This window comes from Rhizobium sp. CCGE531, assembly GCF_003627795.1.
In the GTDB taxonomy this organism is placed as follows: Bacteria; Pseudomonadota; Alphaproteobacteria; order Rhizobiales; family Rhizobiaceae; genus Rhizobium.
In genome coordinates, this window is record NZ_CP032685.1 from 1,417,743 (window position 1) to 1,437,792 (window position 20,050).

The window sequence follows — 20,050 nt, forward strand, 5'->3', positions numbered from 1 at the left end:
TGAGCGGCACCACGCCCAGGCATCAATGCGCAACTGCAAGCCCGGCAAACTTCTCCCAAGGAATCTGATCGTCATAAGCGGGCGCGATGCCCTGCCGCCGACGAGCGCAGATTGTCAAGCAGAACCGCAATCAGCAGAATGCAGCCGCGCACGAGATATTGATAGAAGGCCTGAATATTGAGCAGGTTCATCACGTTCTCGGCGATGCCCATGATGAGGACGCCGACGATCACGCCCGTCATCGCCGCGCGGCCACCCGCCAGCGACACGCCGCCGAGCACGCAGGCGGAGATGACGGACAATTCGAGCCCGGTTGCCGCATTCGGCTGACCCGACGTGATGCGGGAGGCAAGCAGAATGCCGGCAATGGCACAGACAAGTCCCTGCAAGGCGAAGATCCAGATCCGCATGTTGACGACATTGACGCCGGCAAGGCGCGAAGCCTCGGGATTGCCGCCGATCGCAAGCGTGTTCTTGCCGAAAACGGTGCGGTTGAGCGCGAAGCCGAAGACGATGAACAGCAACACCATGATCCAGATCGGCGTCGGCACCGTCAGCAAACGCGACAGCGCCAGCTGATAGAAGGCCGGATCGTTGATGCCGACGGCGCGCCCGTCTGAGGCGATCAGTGCGAGACCACGAACGATCTGCATTGTTGCGAGCGTGGTGATCAGGGCGTTGATGCGGAACTTGGCGATGACGACGCCATTGACGAGGCCGACGAGGCCGCCGCAGATCAATGCCGCCAGCAGGCCGACCGGGATGGAGCCGGTCGAGTTCGACACCATGACGGCGATCATGCCCGAGAAGGCGACGGTCGAGCCGACCGACAGGTCGAAGTCGCGCGAGGCAAGGCAGAACATCATGGTGCAGGCGACGATGCCGATTGTCACGACCGACTGCAGCAGACCAAGCATGTTGCGCTCCGTCAGGAAGCTCGGAACGAAGAGCGACACGATCACGAAGGCGATTGCGAAGATCACCACCAGACCCTGTTCGCCGAGAAGAAGCTTTTTCAACGAGTTCATCACTACCATTCCTGAATTAGATTGTGCCGGCGGCATTCTTGTCGGGCAGGGCCGCGGTCAGAATGGCCCGCTCGTCGAAATCGGCGCGGGCGACATTCGCCGCGACGCGGCCCTGGCACATGACCATGATGCGATCCGAAATACCCATGACCTCGGGAAGCTCGCTGGAGATGACGACGATCGCCATGCCGCCTGCAGCAAGCTCATAGAGGATTTCGTAGATTTCCGACTTGGCGCCGACATCGATGCCGCGCGTCGGCTCGTCGATGACAAGCACCTTGACACCCTGTTCGGAAAGCCAGCGGCCAAGGATGACCTTCTGCTGATTGCCGCCCGACAGATTGACGATATCCTGCCGGCGCGAGGGCGTGCGAACCCGGAGCTTGGCGATGAACCGATCGGCGACCGAGGCTTCCTTCTTCAGGTTCAGGATGCCGAACGGCGAGAAATGCCGCCTTGAGGAGATGGCGATGTTTTCCTCGATCGACCGCCCCTGAATGACGCCGTCGAACTTGCGGTCCTCTGGGCAGAGAACCATGCCGGCGTTGATGGCGGCCTTCGGGTTGTTCGGCGCGACGGCGACGGCGTCTATCGAGACGCCGCCCTGGCGACGATGATCGGCGCCATAGAGAAGACGAGCCATCTCGCTGCGGCCGGCGCCGATCAAGCCGAAGAAGCCGAGAATTTCGCCCTTGCGGACAGAGAAGCTGACGGGATTGCGCAGCTTCGAACCCGACAATTGCTTGACCTCGAGGCGCACCTCGCCGAGCGGCCGTTTGCGCCAATTCCAGATATTGTTGATCTCGCGGCCGACCATTTGCGCGATGATCTGATCCCGCGTCGTATCGGCGATGCTGGGATGATGCGCCGCGAGCTTGCCGTCGCGCAGGACTGTGAGGCTGTCGCAGAGCCGGAAGATCTCATCCAGGCGGTGCGAAACATAGAGAATGACGGTGCCGTTGGCTCTCAGCCGGTCGATCAGGGAAAACAGGATTTCGCTTTCGCGGGAAGACAGCGACGAGGTCGGCTCGTCAAGCGCAATCACCCGCGCATCGACCATAACAGCCTTGGCGATCTCCACCATCTGGCGCGCGCCGATCGACAGCGAGGAAACCTTGGCTGCGGGATCGATGTCGATGCCGATTTCCTTGAGCTTGGCGCGCACGGTTTCCATCAGCATCCTGCCGTCGATCACGCCGGCCTTGCCGGGAAAGCGCCCGAGCCAGAGGTTCTCGGCGACGGTCAGCTCCGGCACCAGCTGAAGCTCCTGGTGGATGACGGTGACGCCGGCATGAAAGGCGTCGCGGACGGAGCTGTAATGCTGCTCCACGCCATCGATGACGATGCTGCCCGCATCCGCTGCCTGGTCGCCGGAAAGGACCCGGATCAGCGTCGACTTGCCGGCGCCGTTTTCACCCATCAGCCCATGCACGGCGCCTCTTTCCACATCGAAAGAGACGTCGGCCAGTGCCTGGACCCCCGGATAGCCCTTGGAAATGCCCTTGAATTCAAGGAAAGCCATGCTTGCTCCATCGAGAAAGAGCCCGGCAGCGGTGACAAAGCCGCCGGGATAGAGATCATTCTCAGGGGCTGATCATTCGATGCCGAGATCTTTGCGAATCTTTTCGTAATCGCCGCGTAGCGCCAGCGAGCCGGAGGTCAGCGTCAGCTTCGGTGGCTCCTTGCCGTTGGCGATCCAGTCATACATATCGAGCGCGGTCTCATAGCCATGGCGCTTCGGCGAGATGATGACCGTGCCGAAGAAGCCGGTCGCGGCGGGCTTCTTGAACTCGTTGATCGCCGAATCCGCCCCGCCGATACCGACACCGATTACGTTCGTTGCGGGTATTCCGACCGATTCCGAAGCGCGGACGGCGCCGAGCACGGCTTCGTCGTTGAGGCCGAAGGCGACCCAGTACTTGATATCAGCATGCTTGTTGAGAACCGTGGTCGCGGCATTGAGGGCTGCTTCCGTGTCGGTCTTTGCCTGCGGCGCGTCATAGATATTCGCGGCCGGGAAGCCCGCCGTCTTCAGGACCGAGATCGCGCCTTCGACGCGGTCGACGGCCGTCGGCAACTGATCGTAGGAAACGCGGATCGCGCCGACATTCTTCATGTCCCAGCCGCGCTTCTTGATTTCATCGATTATCGCCTGTCCCACGGTCTCGCCGATCTTGGTGGCGGAGATGCCCATATGCGGCACATCCTCGAGCGGCTTGCCCTCGGCATTGACCAGGCGGTCGTCGACGGTCATCAGCTTCAGCTGGTTGGCAGCGGCCTTGGCAACGATGCCCGGGCCGAGCTTGACGTCGGGCGTGCAGACGATGAAGCCCTGCGCACCCTGCGCGCCGAGATTGTCGATCGCCGACTGAACCTTTTCGCCATCCTCGGCGCCGATCTTGACGAGCGTGAAGCCCTTCTCCTTGGCGGCCTGATCGGCAAACTTCCATTCGTCCTGGAACCAGGGCTCCTCCGGTTGCTTGACGATGAACCCGATCTTGACGTCTTCAGCAAGCGCAGAGCCGGCGGCCAGAACGGCAAACGCGCCCGCAAGGATGGCTGCTTTGAAAAAGCGCATGGTCTCTCTCCCTAAAATCTCGCTCTGCCATTTGTCGGCAGCAGAGTGTGAATAAGAAAAAACATCATACCAGTCAATATTTATGTATGATTTTTATGCGGTCATTTCGACATGAATTGGCCGCGCCATGCGATAAATGGCTTCATTCCATGGAATGTAACGCGGTAACCCATGAGAAACCGGCGCTATGGGCAAAATAAATCCTATATATCTGTTGACATTGAAAGGCGCGAATATAGGGTTCCCATCCATTCTGGATCGGCCTTGATTGTGAGGGAAGGCAGCCGTTCAATGAGCATCATCGATTTGCAGGACGGCTCGTTTTCGGTTCGCGCATCAACCTTGGGCGGCATATTGCTCGACTATTCCTGGGCAGTGGATGGCGACAAAATTGCGCTTCTGAGACCGGCTCCCGACGATGCCAGCGCCTCCTCCTCAGCCTGCTACCCGCTGGTCCCCTTCGGCAACCGCATCCGCAACAACCGCTTCACATTCGAAGGGCGCGATTACCAGCTTCGGCCGAACACGGCGTCGGATCCTCATTATCTGCACGGTGACGGCTGGCAGGGGGAATGGTCCATTCTCTCCCGCAGCAGCAACCAATTACAGATCGGCTTTCGCCATCGAGGGGAAAATACGCCCTACAGCTACGATGCAAAGCAGATCATCGCCCTGTCATCCGAAGGGCTGATGCTGCATTTGAGCGTGGAGAATACCGGCACGGAGGCGCTGCCGTTCGGGCTTGGCTGGCATCCCTATTTCCCGATGACGCCGCAAACGACACTTTTCGCGCCGGCGAAGCGATTTTGGACGGAGGCCGAGGGCTTTTTGCCGGGGGAACGCACCGCTATTCCGGCGGATCTCGACTTTTCCCAGCCATCGCCGCTTCCTCGTCGTTGGGTCAACAACGGCTTCGAGGAATGGAGTGGCGAAGCGCGGATTGTCTGGCCGGAAAGGCGCGCCAGCCTGCGGCTGACCGCGGACGCGTCGATCAGGCACGCCTTCATCTTCGTCCCCGACACAAATTTCAACCCAGCCTTTCGCCACGACTATTTCTGCTTCGAGCCGATGTCCCATGTTGCAAACGGTCATAACCTTCCGGATCTGGGAGATCTGAAAATCCTGCAGCCCGGAGAAAGCCTTGCGGGGTCGATCCGCCTGCAGCCACGAAAATATCCGGAATAGCCCGCAACCGGCTCATCGCTCAAATTTCCGGACCAAGCCGAACGAGGAACACCGAATGCCAAATCGCCTTTCCGGAAAAAGGGTTTTCATTACCGGAGCAGCACAAGGGATCGGCCTGGCAATCGCCGAGGCTTTTATAACCGAAGGCGCGCATATCTTTCTCATTGACCGCGATGAAGCCCTTCTCGAACAGACCGCTGCCAAGCTGAAGGAAGAAGGAGCCGTCGTCGGCTATCAGGCGGCCGACATTACCGATGCCGCCGCCATAGGCGCAGCTGTTGCCAAAGCAGCCTCGGAGATCGGCGGCATCAATGCGCTGGTCAACAATGCCGGCGTCAACGTCTTTGCCGAGCCGCTGCAGATGGCGGACGAGGATTGGGAGCGCTGCTTCGACATCAACCTCAAGGGCGCCTGGAATTGCTGCCGGGCCGTTCTGCCCGGCATGATCGCCTCGGGCGGCGGTGTCATCCTCAATGTCGCCTCGACCCATGCCTTCACCATCATTCCGCACACCTTCCCCTATCCGCTTGCCAAGCACGCGCTTCTCGGCATGACCAAGTCACTGGGGATCGAATATGCGTCGAAGAATGTGCGCGTGAATGCCCTGGCGCCCGGCTACGTTGCGACACAGAAAGTCATCGATTATTGGAACGGCTTTGCCGATCCGGAGGCGGCAAAGGCGGAGACGATGAAGCTTCATCCGGGCGGGCGCATCGCCGCGCCACGGGAGATCGCGCTAGCCGCTGTTTTCATGATCTCGGATGAATGCCCCTTCATGAATGCCACATGCCTGACCGTGGACGGCGGCCTGAGCGTGCTGCAGCATCAGTGATGTTTGGCCCGCATTGCCGACCCGGCCCAATGCGGCAAACACAGAATACGTCATCGCGACCTGAGCTGGGCAATCGACAGCATGAGATCCGCGCTCATGCCAGCTCCGGAGCCACGGTTCAGGATGGCGGATGCAGGCGATGCGGTATTTGCGCCGTTTGCCGCGTCATATACGGCGGAGAAGCGCTTCAGCAGGTTGCTCACCTTGCCGGCATCATGCAAATCCTTGACCGGAAAAAGCTTCTCCAGCATCTTCGCCTGGCGGCTCACATCCATGTTCGACATGGACGCCGGCAGGGAGTAGGTCGTCTTGATCACATTGTAGAGCGCCGGATCGGACATGATGTCGTAGACGGAATTGATCTGCGGCGCCTTTCGCTGGAAATAAAGCGCAAGGCGGATACCATCGTTGGCGGCGCCCTGCTGCGTCTCCAGGGTCTGATGGAGATAGAGATCGTCCGTGGCGAGGCGCGCGCCCTTGTTCTGCCCCGGCTCGATCTTTGCGGTCGTCAGGTTACCCTTGGCGTCGAAATTGAAGACGTTCACCATGGCCTTGAACTTCTCGCCCGCCGGCGTGTTCAGGAATCCCTTGGCATCCTCGGGGTCGGCGGTGAAGGCCTTCTTCAATGTAGCCTTGTCGACCGTCTTCGGGTCGATATTGTTGGCGACGAGAATGAACTCCGTCAGCTTCTTATCCGCCAGGAGTTCATCGACGGTATCGACCTTGGCAATCGACTTGCTGAATTCAGTCGCCGCGTCCTTCGCATCCTTGATCGCCTTGTCCCGCATCTCACCCGTCAGCCCGAACGTCTTCGCCTTCGAATAGGCGGAGATGAAGCTGTTGATCGAGCTCTTCGACAGGGCCGTGACCGGATCTCGGAGATTGCCCTTGCTATCGAAGTTGAATGCCTTGGCAAGCTCGACATACCTCTCGTCCTTCAGGGAGCTGACATAGCTTTTGCTGTCATAAGGATTGCTTTCCAGGATCTTGCGCAATTGGTCCCGCGAGACCTCATTCTTGTTGATCCCGAAGGCACGGAGCGCCATGTCCTCGATCGTCGGCAGATCCTTGCTCTTGCTGTCGTTGGCGGCGAAGAAATCCTCGATCGTCTTGATCTGGCCGACCACCGACTTGTAGTGGTCCTCCGCATCCTTGAACAAGGCCTGCTTGGCACCCTTGGCCTGCTTCAAATATTTGATGGAGATATCGTCTATGGCTTGCGCCGATTGCGCGGGCTGCCCCGCCGGCAGCGTTCCGTCGGACGCGAAATTGAAATGAGCGACCATATCCTTCATGCCGGAGACATCAGCATAAGCGGGATTGGTGAAAGCGAGATTGAATTGAACCGGCGTGAGTTTGGCGCTGAGGCCGAAAGCCTCCTTGATATAGGAGAAAAGCCTGTTGTCGCCGGTGATGTCGCTCAGCGACGTCACCTTCGTGATTGCCTCGCGATAATAGTCGTCGTTGCCAATGGCCATGGTCGGAGTCAGCAGGCTCGGGACCGTATTGTCATAGCGAGAGATCATCGCTTCCTTCTGCTGCGTCGTTTGCGCTGACGCGGCGGAAAGCGTTCCGTCATCGTTGAAATTGAACTGCGATGCAATCAGTTTATAGGTTGCCTGAGCCGATGCCGAGGAGAAGTTGCCTGCCTGATTGACGAAGCTGTTCGGATCGCTGACATCACTGGTCAGAACCGACTTGAGAAACGACTTCGATATATTGTCGGGATTGATGCCGTGCGCTCGCAGGATGTAGTCTTTCATCCTGCTGCTGTTGACGATATCATCGACATTCGACACATTGTCGATCCAGCTGCCGTAGAACTTGCTCTCCTTCGTTGCCAAAGTTGCTTCATTGGCGAAAGATTGCTCATAGAGCCCGATCGTATCGCTCTTCTGGGCATCGCTTTGAGCCGTCTGATCCTTTGATTTGCCACCGAAGTTGAAGGCCGCGGCAAATTGCCGGTAGCGGTTATCGGTCAATTTGTTTGCGAAACTGCTCGGATCGCTGAGGTCGCTTGTCAAAACCTTCTTCATGAAGGCTTTGGCATAGGTCATGTCTTCAAGGCCATAGGCCTTCATTGCATAGCTGTAGAGCTTGTGGTCGGCGAGGAACTCATCGACATTCTTGATCTTGCCGATGTGCGTATCATAATATTGCTGGTCGCTTTTGACCGTTGTCTGCTTGGCGACGCGCGCAAGCGTCGACGCCATATCCTTCGTCGCGGTCACATAGCCGAGATACGTTGTAATCATCGATCGCCCCCACAGCGCAATTCACCAGTATTCGCCCCAAGGTCGACTATCGCAACCAGACCTTGCGCGAAGCTAGATCGCAATCTGCAGGCATGCTTTCGGGCGCCCTTCGGCCCATCGCGGCAACGGCTTTCCGGTCTTCAGGCCGGCGGCCGCGCGGCCAACGGGTAGCGAACATAGGCAAAGGCACTGGAATTCGGTGCCCAGGAACTCACGTTGATCGTTCCCTGCCCGCCATTGAAAGCGTCGAGATCTCGTGCAGCACCTCCATCCGCCGGCATGAGCCGGAGGATCACCTGCTTGTCCGCAGGATGGCCGATCGTTCCCGTTGGATAACTCAGATAGACGAGATCGCGGCCGTTGGGCGCTGGATGTGGGAACCAGTTCACCCGGTCGTCATGCGTGAGCTGCTCCCGCGCGGAGCCGTCCGGACGCAAACGGAACAGCTGCGCGTGTCCCGGCTGCATCGCCGCGGCCTCGGAATTGAAATAGATCCAACGCCCGTCGGGCGAGAATTCAGGCCCATCGACCGGGCAAGCACCGTCGGTCAGAAACAGGTCCTCACCGCCGGCAGCGGGGATGGTGGAGATGCGGGTGAAAATGCCGGCGCCGACGCGGCGCTCCAATCCGACATAGGCGAGCGTCCCGCCGTCGGGTGAAATGCCGTGCAGGTAGTATTTGAAATCTCGAGACGGATCGTGCTCGTTGGAGACACGCCGCGGCGCCCCACCTTCGAACGGCACCTGATAGAGGTGGCCGTCATTGGCGCTGACGAAGAAGGAGCGACCATCGGGCGATACGACATGGTCGTTGTTCAGGTTTTCCACCGGCGCCGTATTGATGCGGCGTGGCCCGTCCCGGCCGTCGGGAGAAATGCGAAACAGGCGGCCGTCGCCATTATAGATCAACCACTTGCCGTCCGGCGACCAGTTGGGTGCCTCGATGAGTTCGCCGGTTTCGTAAATCACGCGAGCCGTCGATGAGGCGGGCTCGAAGACCACGAGCTCGCTGCTCTGACCCGGTAGCAGACGCCGGGAATCCGGTCCTGGGCGCATGGATGGCATGATGTCTTCTCCCCTTTCTGTCATGACGACACATATAGCCGCACTTCAATCGTCTGCCACTGGCTGGATGAAATGGAGCCGGGGCCACGGCACGAATTGCCGCATTGCGCTTGCGATGGGCCTGCCCTATGACTGCAGACCTTATCCGCGAGATGCGGTGGTGGGGACAAGAATGCGGAAGACGATTTCGCGAGCATGGCAGTGGAGCGCGCGCATCCTTTGCGCCGTGGCGCTGTTGTTTGTCGGCTTCGCCCATCAGCCAGTCGTCGCCACGGCGGATGAGATATCCCCGCTGGAGCTTGCCCAATACAGGCTCCCGGATGGATCGCTGCCCATCCTCTGCATCACCTATAAGGATGCCGACGGCAAGGTGCACGGGAAAGCCTATGCGCCCGGATGCGAGGCATGCCGGATCGCCTCGGCTGCGATGCTGCCCGCACCTCCTACCGAAATTTGCGAGCGCCTTGTCTCCCCGCGCGGAGAGACGGTCGTCGCGAAATCGGAGGCTTTTCACCGGCAGCTTTATCCGCCGAATACCGGCCCACGAGCACCGCCCATCCTCGACATCGTTGGCTGAACCGGCGTTGCGGCTCTGTCCGTGATGCCCACCGTCAACGGCTGCCATCATGCGCGACCAATAGGTCGTGAAATCTGAGGATTGGTATTTCCAACTGAACTTCGCCGAACGAACCGGGCCGGTTGGCCCTGGTGATGAGAGGCAAGCTCACTCCAAGCGGCGAACCATCGCCGCCCCTCCTCAGATCGACCGCTTGTAGCAGCCTGCCGATCTTCGGAGGATTTCATGTCTGCCTTTACCGCTGCAGAGCCCGCAGCCGCAGCAACCCATAATATCTCGCTCTATCGCGCGATCTGGCGCTGGCATTTTTTCGCCGGTCTTCTCGTCATTCCCTTCATGCTCAATCTGGCAATCACCGGATCGCTGTATCTGTTCAAGGATCAGATCGCCGAGACCTTCTATTCGCACCGCTACCTTGTCGCCGAGACCGGCACGATGCTGCAGCCGCAACGGATCGCCGATGCGGCGCTTGCCGCCTTTCCAGGCGCCCGCGCAACCTCCTATCACGAAGCGTCGGCCGCAAACAGCTCGGCCTGGATGACACTGTCCAAGGATGGCCAATCGACCATCGTCTACGTCAACCCCTATGACGGCAGCATTTTAGGGTCGGTCGGCTCGAAGCAGGAATTCGGCTGGGTCGTCAAGCGCATCCACAGCCTCGAATATTTCGGTAAATGGACCAATCGCATCATCGAGATCGTCGCGGGCTTCGCCCTCGTCCTCGTGGTCACCGGCATCTATCTATGGTGGCCGCGGCAGCAGGCGGGCGGTGTGCTCACCATTCGCGGCACCCCGTCGCGGCGCGTCTTCTGGCGCGACCTGCATGCCGTGACCGGGGCACTTGCCGGCATCCTCATCTTCTTCCTGGCCTTCAGCGGCATGCCCTGGTCCGGCTACTGGGGCGCCAATGTCAATGCCTGGCTGACCGCTCGCAATTTCGGAACACCGGCAGCAGTCTGGGACGATGTTCCGAAATCGACGAAGGTCACGCAGGATATCGTCAGCCGGCCCGGCTGGGTGGTCGAAAACGCACCCGTTCCGCTGTCCGATATCACGGCGGCGCAGCCGGCAAAGCCGATCGGCCTCAACAAGGCCGTAGAGACCATGCATGGCCTCGGCATGATCGCCGGCGCCGACCTTGCCATCCCGACGGATGAGACCGGCGTCTATACCGCCAGCCATTATTTCGGCGATCTCGGCAAGGAACGCACTGTTCATATCGACCAATATTCCGGCAAGCCGCTGGTCGACATCTCCTATGATCAGTATCCGGCGCTCGGCAGAGCGATCGAATGGAGCATCAATGTCCATCAGGGACAGGAATGGGGCCTCTTCAACCAGCTTCTGATGCTGGCCGCTTGCCTGGCCATCATCCTGTGCTGCGTAACCGCCGCGACCATGTGGTGGAAACGCAGGCCGGCAGGCCGTCTCGGCGTGCCGCCGATGCCGCCGCAAAAGTCCGTCTATGTCGGCCTCTGGTTCATCGCCATCGTTTTCGGCGCGGCCTTCCCGCTGACGGGAGCAGCCATCGCCGTGATGCTGCTGATCGACCAGCTCGTGGTTCGTTTCGTGCCGCCGCTCCGGCGCTTCTTTTCCTGACGAGATCAGGCGGGGCCGACGGTTCCGCCTGCTCCTCCTTTTCTGGATCAAGGATATCGATCATGTTGAAACACGCTTTTGCTTCAGCCGCCTTCGGGCTGGCATTCCTGCTTTCCTCCATGGCCTTTGCCGACGATGTCAAAGTCGGCGATCTCACAATCTCCACTCCCTATGTCCGCGCCATGGTTCCCGGTGCGCCTGTCGGCGGCGGCTATATGACCATTACCAATACAGGCGATACCGACGACCGGCTGGTCGCGGCCAGCTCGCCGCGTGCCGGAACAGTCCAGATTCACGAGATGAGGATGGACAAGGACATTATGGTGATGCGCGAGCTTGCCGATGGCCTGCCCATACCGGCCGGCAAGACCGTCGAGCTCAAGCCCGGCGGCTATCATGTGATGTTCATGAAAGTCACCGACCGCTTCATCGAGGGCCAGACGGTGAGGGCAACGCTCAAGTTCGAAAAAGCCGGCTCGGTCGACGTCGATTTCCCAGTCGGATCGTTAGCTGCGAACAAGGAGACATCCCATGTCAAATAGACGACGCTTCGCTGCAATGGCCGTCGCCCTGACGCTCATCGTCGGCGCAGGGGCCATCGGTTACGCGACATTCCTCAGGATGCCGCAGGTTCGGGCGGCAGGCAGTCTCGGCGCTGCCTTCACGCTCACGGACGATCGCGGCCAGCCCATCACCGAAAAGGCGCTTTCAGGTCATCCCTCGCTCGTCTATTTCGGCTATACGCATTGCCCCGATGTCTGCCCGACGACGCTCTACGATATGGCCGGCTGGCTCAAGACGCTTGGGCCGGAGGCCGATCGACTGAAGGCCTATTTCTTCTCCGTCGATCCGGAGCGCGATACGCCCGAGATCATGCACAGCTACGCCGGCAACTTCACTGACCGGATCACGGGCATTACGGGCAGCTCCGAGGAAATGCAGAAAGCCATCAAGGGCTGGCGCATCTATGCCAAGAAGGTCCCCACGCCGGATGGCGGATATACGATGGATCACACCGCATCCGTGCTGCTCGTCGATGCCGGCGGCAATTTGAGGGGCACGATCGCCTATCAGGAAAATGCCGATGTCGCGCTGCGGAAGATCAAAAATCTGCTGCAGCAGGAATAGGTCCGTGGCCCTCGATCGTCACTGGAAAAGACAATTCCGTCCGGCAGGTCTGCCGGAGGATACCGGCGATCACCCGATCGCCATCGCGCGACCCGCAGGCTTTCCGCGGGTCATCAACATGATGAGGAAACCAGATATGCCCCCGATCAAGAAATTGCTCCTCGCCGCTGCCGCAATCAGCATGGCTTTTGCCGACCAGGCCATGGCGCATGCGCATCTGAAGTCCGCAACGCCGGCGGCCGACGGCACGATCAAGTCGGCGCCGTCGGAACTCGACCTCACCTTTTCCGAAGGCCTCAACCTGAAATTCAGCGGCATCAAGGTGACCGGCTCCGACAAGGCGGCCGTCAAGACCGGCGAGGGCATGCTGAAGAACGGCGACACCACATTGACGGTGCCGGTCACCGACAAGCTTGCGCCTGGCAAGTACACGGTCGAATGGCATGTACTCTCTACGGATGGGCACAAGACCAACGGCACCTATACATTCACAGTCGCGCCATGACCGATGCCGAAGCCGTTCGCGACCGTGCGGGCGGCTTCACTCGCGGAATTTCTTTTCAGGAATGGAAGGCATGATCTCGTCATCTGTCTCTTCATGCGGGACAAGGCCAAAACGGTGCCATCCGTGAGGATTTGATGCTGGCGCGGATTCAGATTTCAGGTCCATTCGACCTGGAATCATCCGGCGCTAGTGAACCGAAGTGTTGCTCTTCCTGCGTCCATTCAGCAGATGGATGAACGTGATGCCCTGCTCCAGTAGAAGCTCGGCGGCCTTCAGGCCGTTCGCGCCGAGATCGGACGAACAGCCGCGAAGATTGCATGCCAGAAAGAGGGAATTGGTGGCAGCCAGCGCATCGCCCTCCTCCTCCGCTTCTTCGGCGGCGGCCTGCAGCACATCCGCGACGGCCGCCATAAGATCGACGCGCTCCTGCAGGTTCATTTCATCAAGACTTTTCGTGATGCCATTCATGACGTCTCCTCCGCGCGCACGAATATCTCCGGCATCCACCGGATCGGCGCAGCTCGTAACCTGGACATGATTGAAATGCGGTTGGTAAGCCAGATATGGCGATGAAGGCGCCCCGCGACAAGACATGGCTTCCATGCGGAGGGCGCACGGCAGGAGGGCGCCGCACCCGTTCGCGATGTGGCGGCAGCGGCGCTCACGGGGATCGATCCCAAGGTACCCTTTGTCCTCGGGACGTTCCAAAGGTGCGTTATCCAGTCATGATCCGGATGGAGATTTTCAAGTCGCCTCCGTAAGTCAATCCTTTCCAAAGTCGAAATGAGCGAGCACGGTCGACATCATCTTGCAGCCTAACCGAAAGACGGAAAACCCCTGCAGGAACGCACCGGAGGCCGACCGGTCTCCAGTGCGGAACATCACTCTTGAGGCCGCTCAGCGCGGACGGCGGATCGCCCGCAATTTGCCGCTGCCGCCACCACCGGCGTAGAAGCGGTCCTTGCCGTCGGATTCGAGGCCGGAGACGCCGGTCCCTTCAGGCATTTCAAGCCGCTCCAGCACTTCGCCCGTCGCCGGATCGACGCGGCGCACATCGCTTTCATCGCCCTCCCAGGTGCCGTGCCACAATTCTCCGTCGACCCATGTGACGCCTGTAACGATGCGATTGGATTCGATGGTGCGCCTGATGGCGCCGGTCTCGGGGTCGATTTCGTAGATCTTGCGGCCGCGATGCTGCCCGACCCACAGGCTGCCGTCACTCCAGGCAAGACCTGAATCGCCACCGTTGCCGGGCGCTGGAATGGTGGAAACTATATTGCCCGTCCCGGGATCGACCTTGTGAATCTGGTCCTCGGCGATCTGATAGAGGTAGCGCCCGTCGAAAGCGGTCCCGGCATGAGACGCGACATCGATCGTGCGCACCTGCTCGCCGTTCTCCGGGTTCAGGGCATGCAGCTTTTCGCCGGAGGCGAACCAGACGTGCTGGCCGTCGAAGGTAACCCCATTCACGCGGGGTGCGTTCTCGAAAGGACCGTATTCGCGAATGATTTCTGCTCGAGACTTTTTCATGCTTCCATCCTCCGGTGGGGATTGGTTGAGTGTCGATATGAGAGACTTTAGTCGCTCGGCAGCGGCCCGGGGAGTAACAATGTTGTCGGGAAGCCGACAACCGGCGGCATCATCCAGCGACAGGCCCTTCCATGGCCGACACTTTGCACCATCCCGGTCGCTGCAAGCGCGTCGAGCGCGCGTTGCACCGTGCGCGGGCTTGTCGCCAGTGCAATCGACAGTGCCGAACTCGACCAGGATTCTCCATCCGACAGCAGAGCAAGCAGCGCGCCATTCTCGACCTCGACGGGCGGCGCTAGCACCACGACATCGCGTTTCCCGCGCGGCGTCAGCGCAAAGCCGCGCGGCGTCGCGCTGATATCGGCCAGTGGCTCCAAGGCGGCGCGAAGCCTCCCGATCTCGACCCTGAGCCTCGCCCTGTGGGATTCGTCGGCATGGCGAGCGCGGAATGCGCGCGAAAGCAAGGTGGCGCGCGGCACATCGGCAGGGGCGGCCTCGGCAAGCGCGCGCGCCAGGGCAAACAGCACCGGCCGGCTCGCGAGCGGCACGATCTCGCCTCCGCTGCGCACAATATTGCGGCAGGCATCAACGACCAATGTTCCGGACGCCAACAGGGCCTCGACCTCGTCGAGCGACAGCAATTTTTCCTCGCCCTGGGCCACCAGACGTGCGGCCGGGGCATCGAGAGCACGTGTCACGTCGTGCACTTCGATCGCAAGCGCGGGGATTGCGGCCTTGCCGGCCGCCTCCGCGGCGCGCGCAAGGGCGGCGCGGGCCGGCGCGATCCGCAGGCGGCGGATGGCGATGCCGGCGACTGCCAGTTCATGGCTCGCCCTTGCGGCCGGTGGCAGCGGCGATGGGTCGAGCTTCGCCAACAGGCGTTCAGCCTCGTCCAGATGGCCGACGAGCAGCAGGCGCCGTATCTGCAGGTTGCGGGCATGGGCCGCATTAATGTGGTCGCCATGTTTTTCGAGGGCGACCCTTGCCGTCTCCAGCGTTTTTTCCGGCCAGCCGAGGTCACGCGATACGAGGGCAATCTCGGCTTCGGCCACAGTGCACCGCGCACGGGCGACGGCCTCGCGCGGACCGAAGGCTCGCGCAGCACTCTTCAAGAGCATCTTGGCGCGGACAAGGTCTCCGAGCTGCGCCATGGCAATGCCGCGCAGCGCCAGGGCCGCCGCATCCTCGCGCAGCGCCACACGCTTCAGCGCACCCAGCACATCGCCGGCGGCAAGCGCCTGAGCTGCCGCGACGATCAGCGAGTCCATCGAAATCCCGTCACACTTGTAACTCCCACCCCTTGAGGTTCCAGCGGTAAGGTATCGCATATCGGCAGGCAAGATGCAGCGCCGACAAGGACGACCTGACAGACAAGAGGAGATGAACCATGACGATGCATCGGACAGGAACGCGCCAGGAGTGGCTTTCGGCACGGCTTTCGCTGCTGGATGAGGAAAAGGAGCTGACGCGACGCAGCGATGAGATTGCCGCCCGCCGTCAGGAACTGCCCTGGGTGAAGGTGGAGAAGGACTATCGGCTCGAGACCGAGAAAGGCGTCGTTCCGCTTTCGGCCCTCTTCAAGGGAGGCTCGCAGCTTCTCGTCTATCACTTCATGTTCGGAACCGATTACACGGCCGGCTGCCCATCCTGCTCGTCGATCGCCGACGGTTTCAACGGCATTGCAGTCCATCTTGAAAACCACGACGTCGCTTTTTCCGCAATATCCCGGGCGCCACTCGTGAAACTGCAGGAATTCAAACGGCGCATGGGCTGGACATTCGATTGGGCCTCTTCGGCCAACAGCGATTTCAACCATGATTTCAATGTCTGGTTCACGCCGGAGGAGCAGCGCGACGGCGGCATCGAATATAATTACCGTCGCGAGCCGCCAATGCCCGACGCTCAGGCAGGCAAGACGATGCAGCAATGGGAGCTGCGCGGCAGCGAAGGCCCGGTCGAACTGATGGCGTCAATGACGGGGACGGATGTTGCGACCTACACGCGCGATCGGCCCGGCGTCAGTGCTTTCGCGATGCGTGACGGCGAGATCTATCACACCTACTCGTCCTATGCCCGTGGCCTCGACGGTCTCTGGGGCATGTACCAATGGCTCGACCGCGCGCCGCTTGGCCGCAACGAGACCGGCGTGTGGTGGAGGCACCATGACCGATACGGAGCAAACTGATGTCCGTCTCGTCGGAAATCGGTGAAAGGGGCGGCGGCCATACCGCCGCCCCTACCCTGCCCGTCATCGCCGGCCGCCTGCTGGCTTTAGCGGCCGCGCCGAGCTTCGCCCTGATGACGGTGCTATCTGCTTATGGTTCGGCCGGCGACATGATCTGCTCCACACAGGGCAGCTCTGTCTTCGCCGGGATGGTGCCGATGTATCTGCTCATGACCTTCTTCCACTGCGGCCCCTGGCTGAGGCTGCTTGCGAGAGATGGAAATGGCGCACGTGTGCCGGGCTAGATCTCGGCAACGCTAGGCAAGGTTCCTGAGATAGAGCGAAAGCAGCTGGGTCTGCGAGGAAATGCCGAGCTTGCGATAGACGTTACGGCGATGGACCTTCACCGTGCCCGTCGAGATATTGAGCTTCAGGCCGATCGATTCCGATGAATGCCCCTGCAAAACGAGCTCGACGATGGCAGTCTCCCGGCTTGTCAAATTAAGATCCCGCCAGACGGTTTCGGCTGGCGGGCTATTCCCGTTCTGGCCTTGCCTGCGCCGACTTCTGCCGCCGGCCGCCAATTGCGCATCGAAGCGCGATGCGAGGCCGGACCAATAGTGCTTCACCATATTTGCGACGAGCGGCTCGACCTTCTTCAGCGTCGCGAATTCCGCGGGCGGGAAAACCCCGGTCTTCTCGCGCCGCATCAATGACAGGACGATCGTGACGTCCTCGTCGGCATTGACGAAAAACCCGATCTCCTCGGCAAGCCCGGTCTGGACATAATAGGTCCGGTAATACTCGCTGGAAAAAAAGCGATCCGGCGCCAGCTCCCGCATCCTGAGCACGCCTTCGCGGCGTTCGCGCGCCGTGTGATAGAAGGGGTCCAGCAGATAGGGACCGGCCTGATAAAGCGTGACGAAGACGACATGCTCCTCGTGGTCGAAGGTGCTGTAAAGATCGATCGGCCGCTCCTTGCCGCGATAGGCGAAAACGACCACGTAGTCGAACCGCACCAGCGCCGCCATCATCTGACGGAACGTCTCTCCGAATTCTGCGTCCGCCATCGTCGATCGGCCGATCGTGGCGTTGAAGGCGGCAAACAGCCCTTCAAGGTCGGTGCTCATGTGACGGATCCCCCTTTGCCGCCCTGCACTAACAAGCGCAGCCCTATATACACCTTCCACGAAGCATTCCGCACGGAAATACCTCTTTCGGGGTATATACCTCGCGGGAAGCTCAGGCTTACTCTTTCCTTAACGACGGTGGCAATAAGGCAGATCAAAGACTGCCGACCAACCGCAGGGAACAGACGTGGCATCCGCTTCAACGAACGATATCGAATTCCGTTCGGTCACGAAGAACTATGGCGCCGTGACCGCCGTAATGGACATCAACCTCAATGTGCCCAAGGGCGCATTCCTGGCGCTTCTCGGCCCTTCCGGCTGCGGCAAGACGACCTGCCTGCGCATGATCGGCGACTTCGAACAGCCAAGCGAAGGCACGGTGCTGATCGACGGGCACGAAATGAACGGCGTGCCTGCCTACCGGCGCCCGGTCAACATGGTGTTCCAGCACTATGCGCTGTTTCCGCATTTCAATGTCGCGCAGAACGTCGCCTACGGGCTGAAGCAGATGCGCCCGAAGATCAAATCGGCCGAGGTAGACCGGCGCGTTGCCGAAGCGCTCGAGATGGTTCGCCTAGGCGGCTTTGCCAAACGCCGCATCCATGAAATGTCCGGCGGGCAGCAGCAACGCGTCGCGCTGGCCCGCGCCATCGTCAACCGCCCCTCCGTACTCCTGCTCGACGAGCCGCTCGCCGCCCTCGACAAGAAGCTGCGTTCGGCCATGCAGATCGAGCTTCAGACGCTGCAGCGAGACCTTGGCATCACCTTCGTTCTCGTGACCCATGACCAGGAAGAAGCGCTGTCGATGGCCGATATCGTCTGCGTCATGAGCGCCGGCCGCATCCGCCAGCTCGGGGCGCCTCAGGAAGTCTATGACCGGCCCGCCGATCTCTTCGTCGCCGATTTCGTCGGCAAGACCAACCGCATAGAGGCGACGATGGAAGCGGATGGCGAAACGCTTCGCCTTGCTGACGGTTCGGCCCTTTCGGCTGGCAAGCGCCTCGCACCGGGAGCGGCGATCGCAGCGCTGCGCCCGGAGGCGATCCATCTCAGCCGCGACATGGCTGCATCAGGCATGTCCTTCAAGGGCACGGTGACGCATCGCATCTTCCTGGGCTCGTCAGCCGAATATGCGGTCACCGTCCCCGGACTGGGCGATTTACTAATCACTTCGGATCGCCGCAGCATGAACGAAAGCGATCTCGTCGGTCCGGGCGAACAGGTCTTCCTCGGCTTCGACCCTAAAGCCTTACATGTCTTTCCAGCATCGAATGCATAAGCCAAAACAAGGGAACAGCATCATGAGCAAGGATTATAAGGACAATCTTCCGATTTCAGCCGAAGGCTTCATGGATGAATTCATGCGCCTGAAGCGCGGCTCCGTCAGCCGTCGTCACTTCCTGAACATCACTGGCCTCGGCCTTGCGACGGCCGTCCTGTCGCGCGTCCCGGGCGCGCTGTCGACGCCGGCCTATGCCGCCGGTGAGCTTGGCACACAGATGTCGATCGCCACCTGGCCGAACTATCATGATCCCGCGACCTTCGAGAACTTCAAGGCGGCAACCGGCGTCGCCGTCGAGGTCAACGTCTTCGGCTCGAATGAGGAAATGCTCGCAAAGCTCCAGGCCGGCGCCTCCGGTTGGTCGCTCTTCGTTCCCACAAATTACACGATTTCGACCCATCACAAGCTCGGCCTCATCGAGGAACTCGACCTTTCGAAGATCCCGAACTTCAGCCAGGCAACCGAAAGCCCGCGCTTCACCAAGGAAGGGCAGATCGACGGCAAAACCTATGCCGTGCCGAAGAACTGGGGCACGACCGGCTTCTCGGTCAACACCAAGAAGATCAAGACCAAGCTTTCAAGCTGGAAGGATTTCTTCGAGATCGCGCAGACGGAGGCCGACGGCCGCGCCATGGTGCATGACTATCAGCTGACGACCATCGGCAGTGCGCTCGTTTCCCTCGGCTATGATTTCAACTCGATCAAGCCGGAAGAGCTTGCCAAGGCCGAGGAATTGCTGATCAAGGTCAAGCCGCATCTCTTCGCCATCAATTCCGACTACCAGCCGTCCATGCGGTCGACAGACGCCTGGCTGACGATGTGCTGGACCAATGACGGCGCGCAGCTCAATCGCGACATGCCGGAGCTTGCCTATGTGCTCGGCAAGGACGGCGGCGAGATCTGGACCGATTATTACGCGATCCCCAAGGATGCGCCGAACAAGGCGGCAGGCTACGCGCTTCTCAACTATCTCATGGATCCGAAGAATGCGGTAAAGGAGCATATCGCCAACGGCGCGCCGACCACCGACAGCCGCGTCATCGGGCTGCTGCCGAAGGAGATCACCGCGAACAAGATCGTCTATCCGGACGAGGCCGCGCTGACGCCGCTGGAATTCGGCGCCGCCGTCACGCTCACCGATCCGAGCCGTGCCGAACTGATGGCTCGCTTCAAGTCGGCCTGATCGCCCCGCT

20 protein-coding genes are annotated in these 20,050 nt (G+C 60.5%); 11 read left to right on the plus strand and 9 right to left on the minus strand.

Annotation, left to right across the window (positions count from 1 at the left end; all coding sequences use genetic code 11):
* Window positions 1–71: 71 nt before the first annotated feature.
* The 3 genes from araH to CCGE531_RS26080 all read right to left on the minus strand — a co-directional run bounded on the left by araH (window position 72) and on the right by CCGE531_RS26080 (window position 3,606).
* Window positions 72–1,028 (minus strand): L-arabinose ABC transporter permease AraH, encoded by a 957-nt coding sequence (araH, locus tag CCGE531_RS26070; protein ID WP_162944013.1) that lies wholly within the window; start codon window positions 1,026–1,028, stop codon window positions 72–74.
* A 16-nt stretch (window positions 1,029–1,044) separates the two neighbouring features.
* On the minus strand, window positions 1,045–2,550 hold the full coding sequence (gene araG, locus CCGE531_RS26075) for an L-arabinose ABC transporter ATP-binding protein AraG (RefSeq protein WP_120669126.1): 1,506 nt from the start codon (window positions 2,548–2,550) through the stop codon (window positions 1,045–1,047).
* A gap of 72 nt (window positions 2,551–2,622) precedes the next feature.
* Window positions 2,623–3,606 (minus strand): arabinose ABC transporter substrate-binding protein, encoded by a 984-nt coding sequence (locus tag CCGE531_RS26080; RefSeq protein WP_120669128.1) that lies wholly within the window; start codon window positions 3,604–3,606, stop codon window positions 2,623–2,625.
* A gap of 291 nt (window positions 3,607–3,897) precedes the next feature.
* Between CCGE531_RS26080 and CCGE531_RS26085 the strand changes: the two genes are divergently transcribed.
* A complete protein-coding gene (locus CCGE531_RS26085; protein ID WP_120669130.1) occupies window positions 3,898–4,791 on the plus strand; it encodes an aldose 1-epimerase in 894 nt (297 codons plus the stop codon).
* 55 nt (window positions 4,792–4,846) lie between these two features.
* Window positions 4,847–5,623, plus strand: coding sequence for an SDR family oxidoreductase (locus tag CCGE531_RS26090; RefSeq protein WP_120669132.1), 777 nt, complete (start codon window positions 4,847–4,849; stop codon window positions 5,621–5,623).
* 50 nt (window positions 5,624–5,673) lie between these two features.
* On the opposite strand, the gene CCGE531_RS26095 is transcribed toward CCGE531_RS26090, so the two are convergent.
* Window positions 5,674–7,878 carry a DUF1217 domain-containing protein gene (locus CCGE531_RS26095; RefSeq protein ID WP_120669134.1) on the minus strand — a complete coding sequence of 735 codons (2,205 nt, stop codon included), beginning with the start codon at window positions 7,876–7,878 and terminating at the stop codon, window positions 5,674–5,676.
* A gap of 140 nt (window positions 7,879–8,018) precedes the next feature.
* On the minus strand, window positions 8,019–8,942 hold the full coding sequence (locus CCGE531_RS26100; protein WP_245459305.1) for a biopolymer transporter Tol: 924 nt from the start codon (window positions 8,940–8,942) through the stop codon (window positions 8,019–8,021).
* A 172-nt stretch (window positions 8,943–9,114) separates the two neighbouring features.
* On the opposite strand from CCGE531_RS26100, the gene CCGE531_RS26105 reads away from it, so the two are divergent.
* The 5 genes from CCGE531_RS26105 (at window position 9,115) to copC (ending at window position 12,751) form a co-directional block, all read left to right on the plus strand.
* The gene (locus CCGE531_RS26105) at window positions 9,115–9,519 is read left to right on the plus strand and encodes a hypothetical protein (RefSeq protein WP_120669136.1); all 405 of its coding nucleotides are present in this window, start codon (window positions 9,115–9,117) and stop codon (window positions 9,517–9,519) included.
* Between the two features lie 225 nt (window positions 9,520–9,744).
* Window positions 9,745–11,118, plus strand: a complete 1,374-nt coding sequence (locus CCGE531_RS26110) for a PepSY domain-containing protein (RefSeq protein ID WP_120669138.1) — start codon at window positions 9,745–9,747, stop codon at window positions 11,116–11,118.
* A 62-nt stretch (window positions 11,119–11,180) separates the two neighbouring features.
* Window positions 11,181–11,660, plus strand: a complete 480-nt coding sequence (locus tag CCGE531_RS26115; RefSeq protein ID WP_120669140.1) for a copper chaperone PCu(A)C — start codon at window positions 11,181–11,183, stop codon at window positions 11,658–11,660.
* Window positions 11,650–12,246, plus strand: a complete 597-nt coding sequence (locus CCGE531_RS26120) for an SCO family protein (RefSeq protein ID WP_120669142.1) — start codon at window positions 11,650–11,652, stop codon at window positions 12,244–12,246. The genes CCGE531_RS26115 and CCGE531_RS26120 overlap by 11 nt, the downstream gene beginning before the upstream one ends.
* A gap of 136 nt (window positions 12,247–12,382) precedes the next feature.
* Entirely contained in the window at window positions 12,383–12,751 is a 369-nt protein-coding gene (gene copC / locus CCGE531_RS26125) for a copper homeostasis periplasmic binding protein CopC (protein WP_120669459.1), read from the plus strand.
* A gap of 186 nt (window positions 12,752–12,937) precedes the next feature.
* Here copC and CCGE531_RS26130 read toward each other — a convergent pair whose 3' ends face one another.
* The 3 genes from CCGE531_RS26130 to CCGE531_RS26140 all read right to left on the minus strand — a co-directional run bounded on the left by CCGE531_RS26130 (window position 12,938) and on the right by CCGE531_RS26140 (window position 15,549).
* A complete protein-coding gene (locus tag CCGE531_RS26130; RefSeq protein WP_120669144.1) occupies window positions 12,938–13,219 on the minus strand; it encodes a hypothetical protein in 282 nt (93 codons plus the stop codon).
* Window positions 13,220–13,648: 429 nt separating this feature from the next.
* A complete protein-coding gene (locus CCGE531_RS26135; RefSeq protein WP_120669146.1) occupies window positions 13,649–14,281 on the minus strand; it encodes a PQQ-binding-like beta-propeller repeat protein in 633 nt (210 codons plus the stop codon).
* 47 nt (window positions 14,282–14,328) lie between these two features.
* Window positions 14,329–15,549 (minus strand): helix-turn-helix domain-containing protein, encoded by a 1,221-nt coding sequence (locus CCGE531_RS26140; RefSeq protein ID WP_120669148.1) that lies wholly within the window; start codon window positions 15,547–15,549, stop codon window positions 14,329–14,331.
* A gap of 119 nt (window positions 15,550–15,668) precedes the next feature.
* Here CCGE531_RS26140 and CCGE531_RS26145 point away from each other — a divergent pair, with 119 nt between their 5' ends.
* Window positions 15,669–16,466 carry a thioredoxin family protein gene (locus CCGE531_RS26145; RefSeq protein WP_120669150.1) on the plus strand — a complete coding sequence of 266 codons (798 nt, stop codon included), beginning with the start codon at window positions 15,669–15,671 and terminating at the stop codon, window positions 16,464–16,466.
* A complete protein-coding gene (locus CCGE531_RS26150; protein ID WP_120669152.1) occupies window positions 16,466–16,750 on the plus strand; it encodes a hypothetical protein in 285 nt (94 codons plus the stop codon). Before CCGE531_RS26145 ends, CCGE531_RS26150 begins: the two co-directional genes overlap by 1 nt.
* Window positions 16,751–16,762: 12 nt before the next feature.
* On the opposite strand, the gene CCGE531_RS26155 is transcribed toward CCGE531_RS26150, so the two are convergent.
* On the minus strand, window positions 16,763–17,575 hold the full coding sequence (locus CCGE531_RS26155; RefSeq protein WP_120669154.1) for a helix-turn-helix transcriptional regulator: 813 nt from the start codon (window positions 17,573–17,575) through the stop codon (window positions 16,763–16,765).
* A 187-nt stretch (window positions 17,576–17,762) separates the two neighbouring features.
* Here CCGE531_RS26155 and CCGE531_RS26160 point away from each other — a divergent pair, with 187 nt between their 5' ends.
* Together CCGE531_RS26160 and CCGE531_RS26165 are read left to right on the plus strand one after the other, a co-directional pair.
* Window positions 17,763–18,854 carry an ABC transporter ATP-binding protein gene (locus tag CCGE531_RS26160; RefSeq protein ID WP_120669156.1) on the plus strand — a complete coding sequence of 364 codons (1,092 nt, stop codon included), beginning with the start codon at window positions 17,763–17,765 and terminating at the stop codon, window positions 18,852–18,854.
* A 22-nt stretch (window positions 18,855–18,876) separates the two neighbouring features.
* The gene (locus CCGE531_RS26165; protein ID WP_120669158.1) at window positions 18,877–20,040 is read left to right on the plus strand and encodes a spermidine/putrescine ABC transporter substrate-binding protein; all 1,164 of its coding nucleotides are present in this window, start codon (window positions 18,877–18,879) and stop codon (window positions 20,038–20,040) included.
* Window positions 20,041–20,050 lie beyond the last annotated feature (10 nt).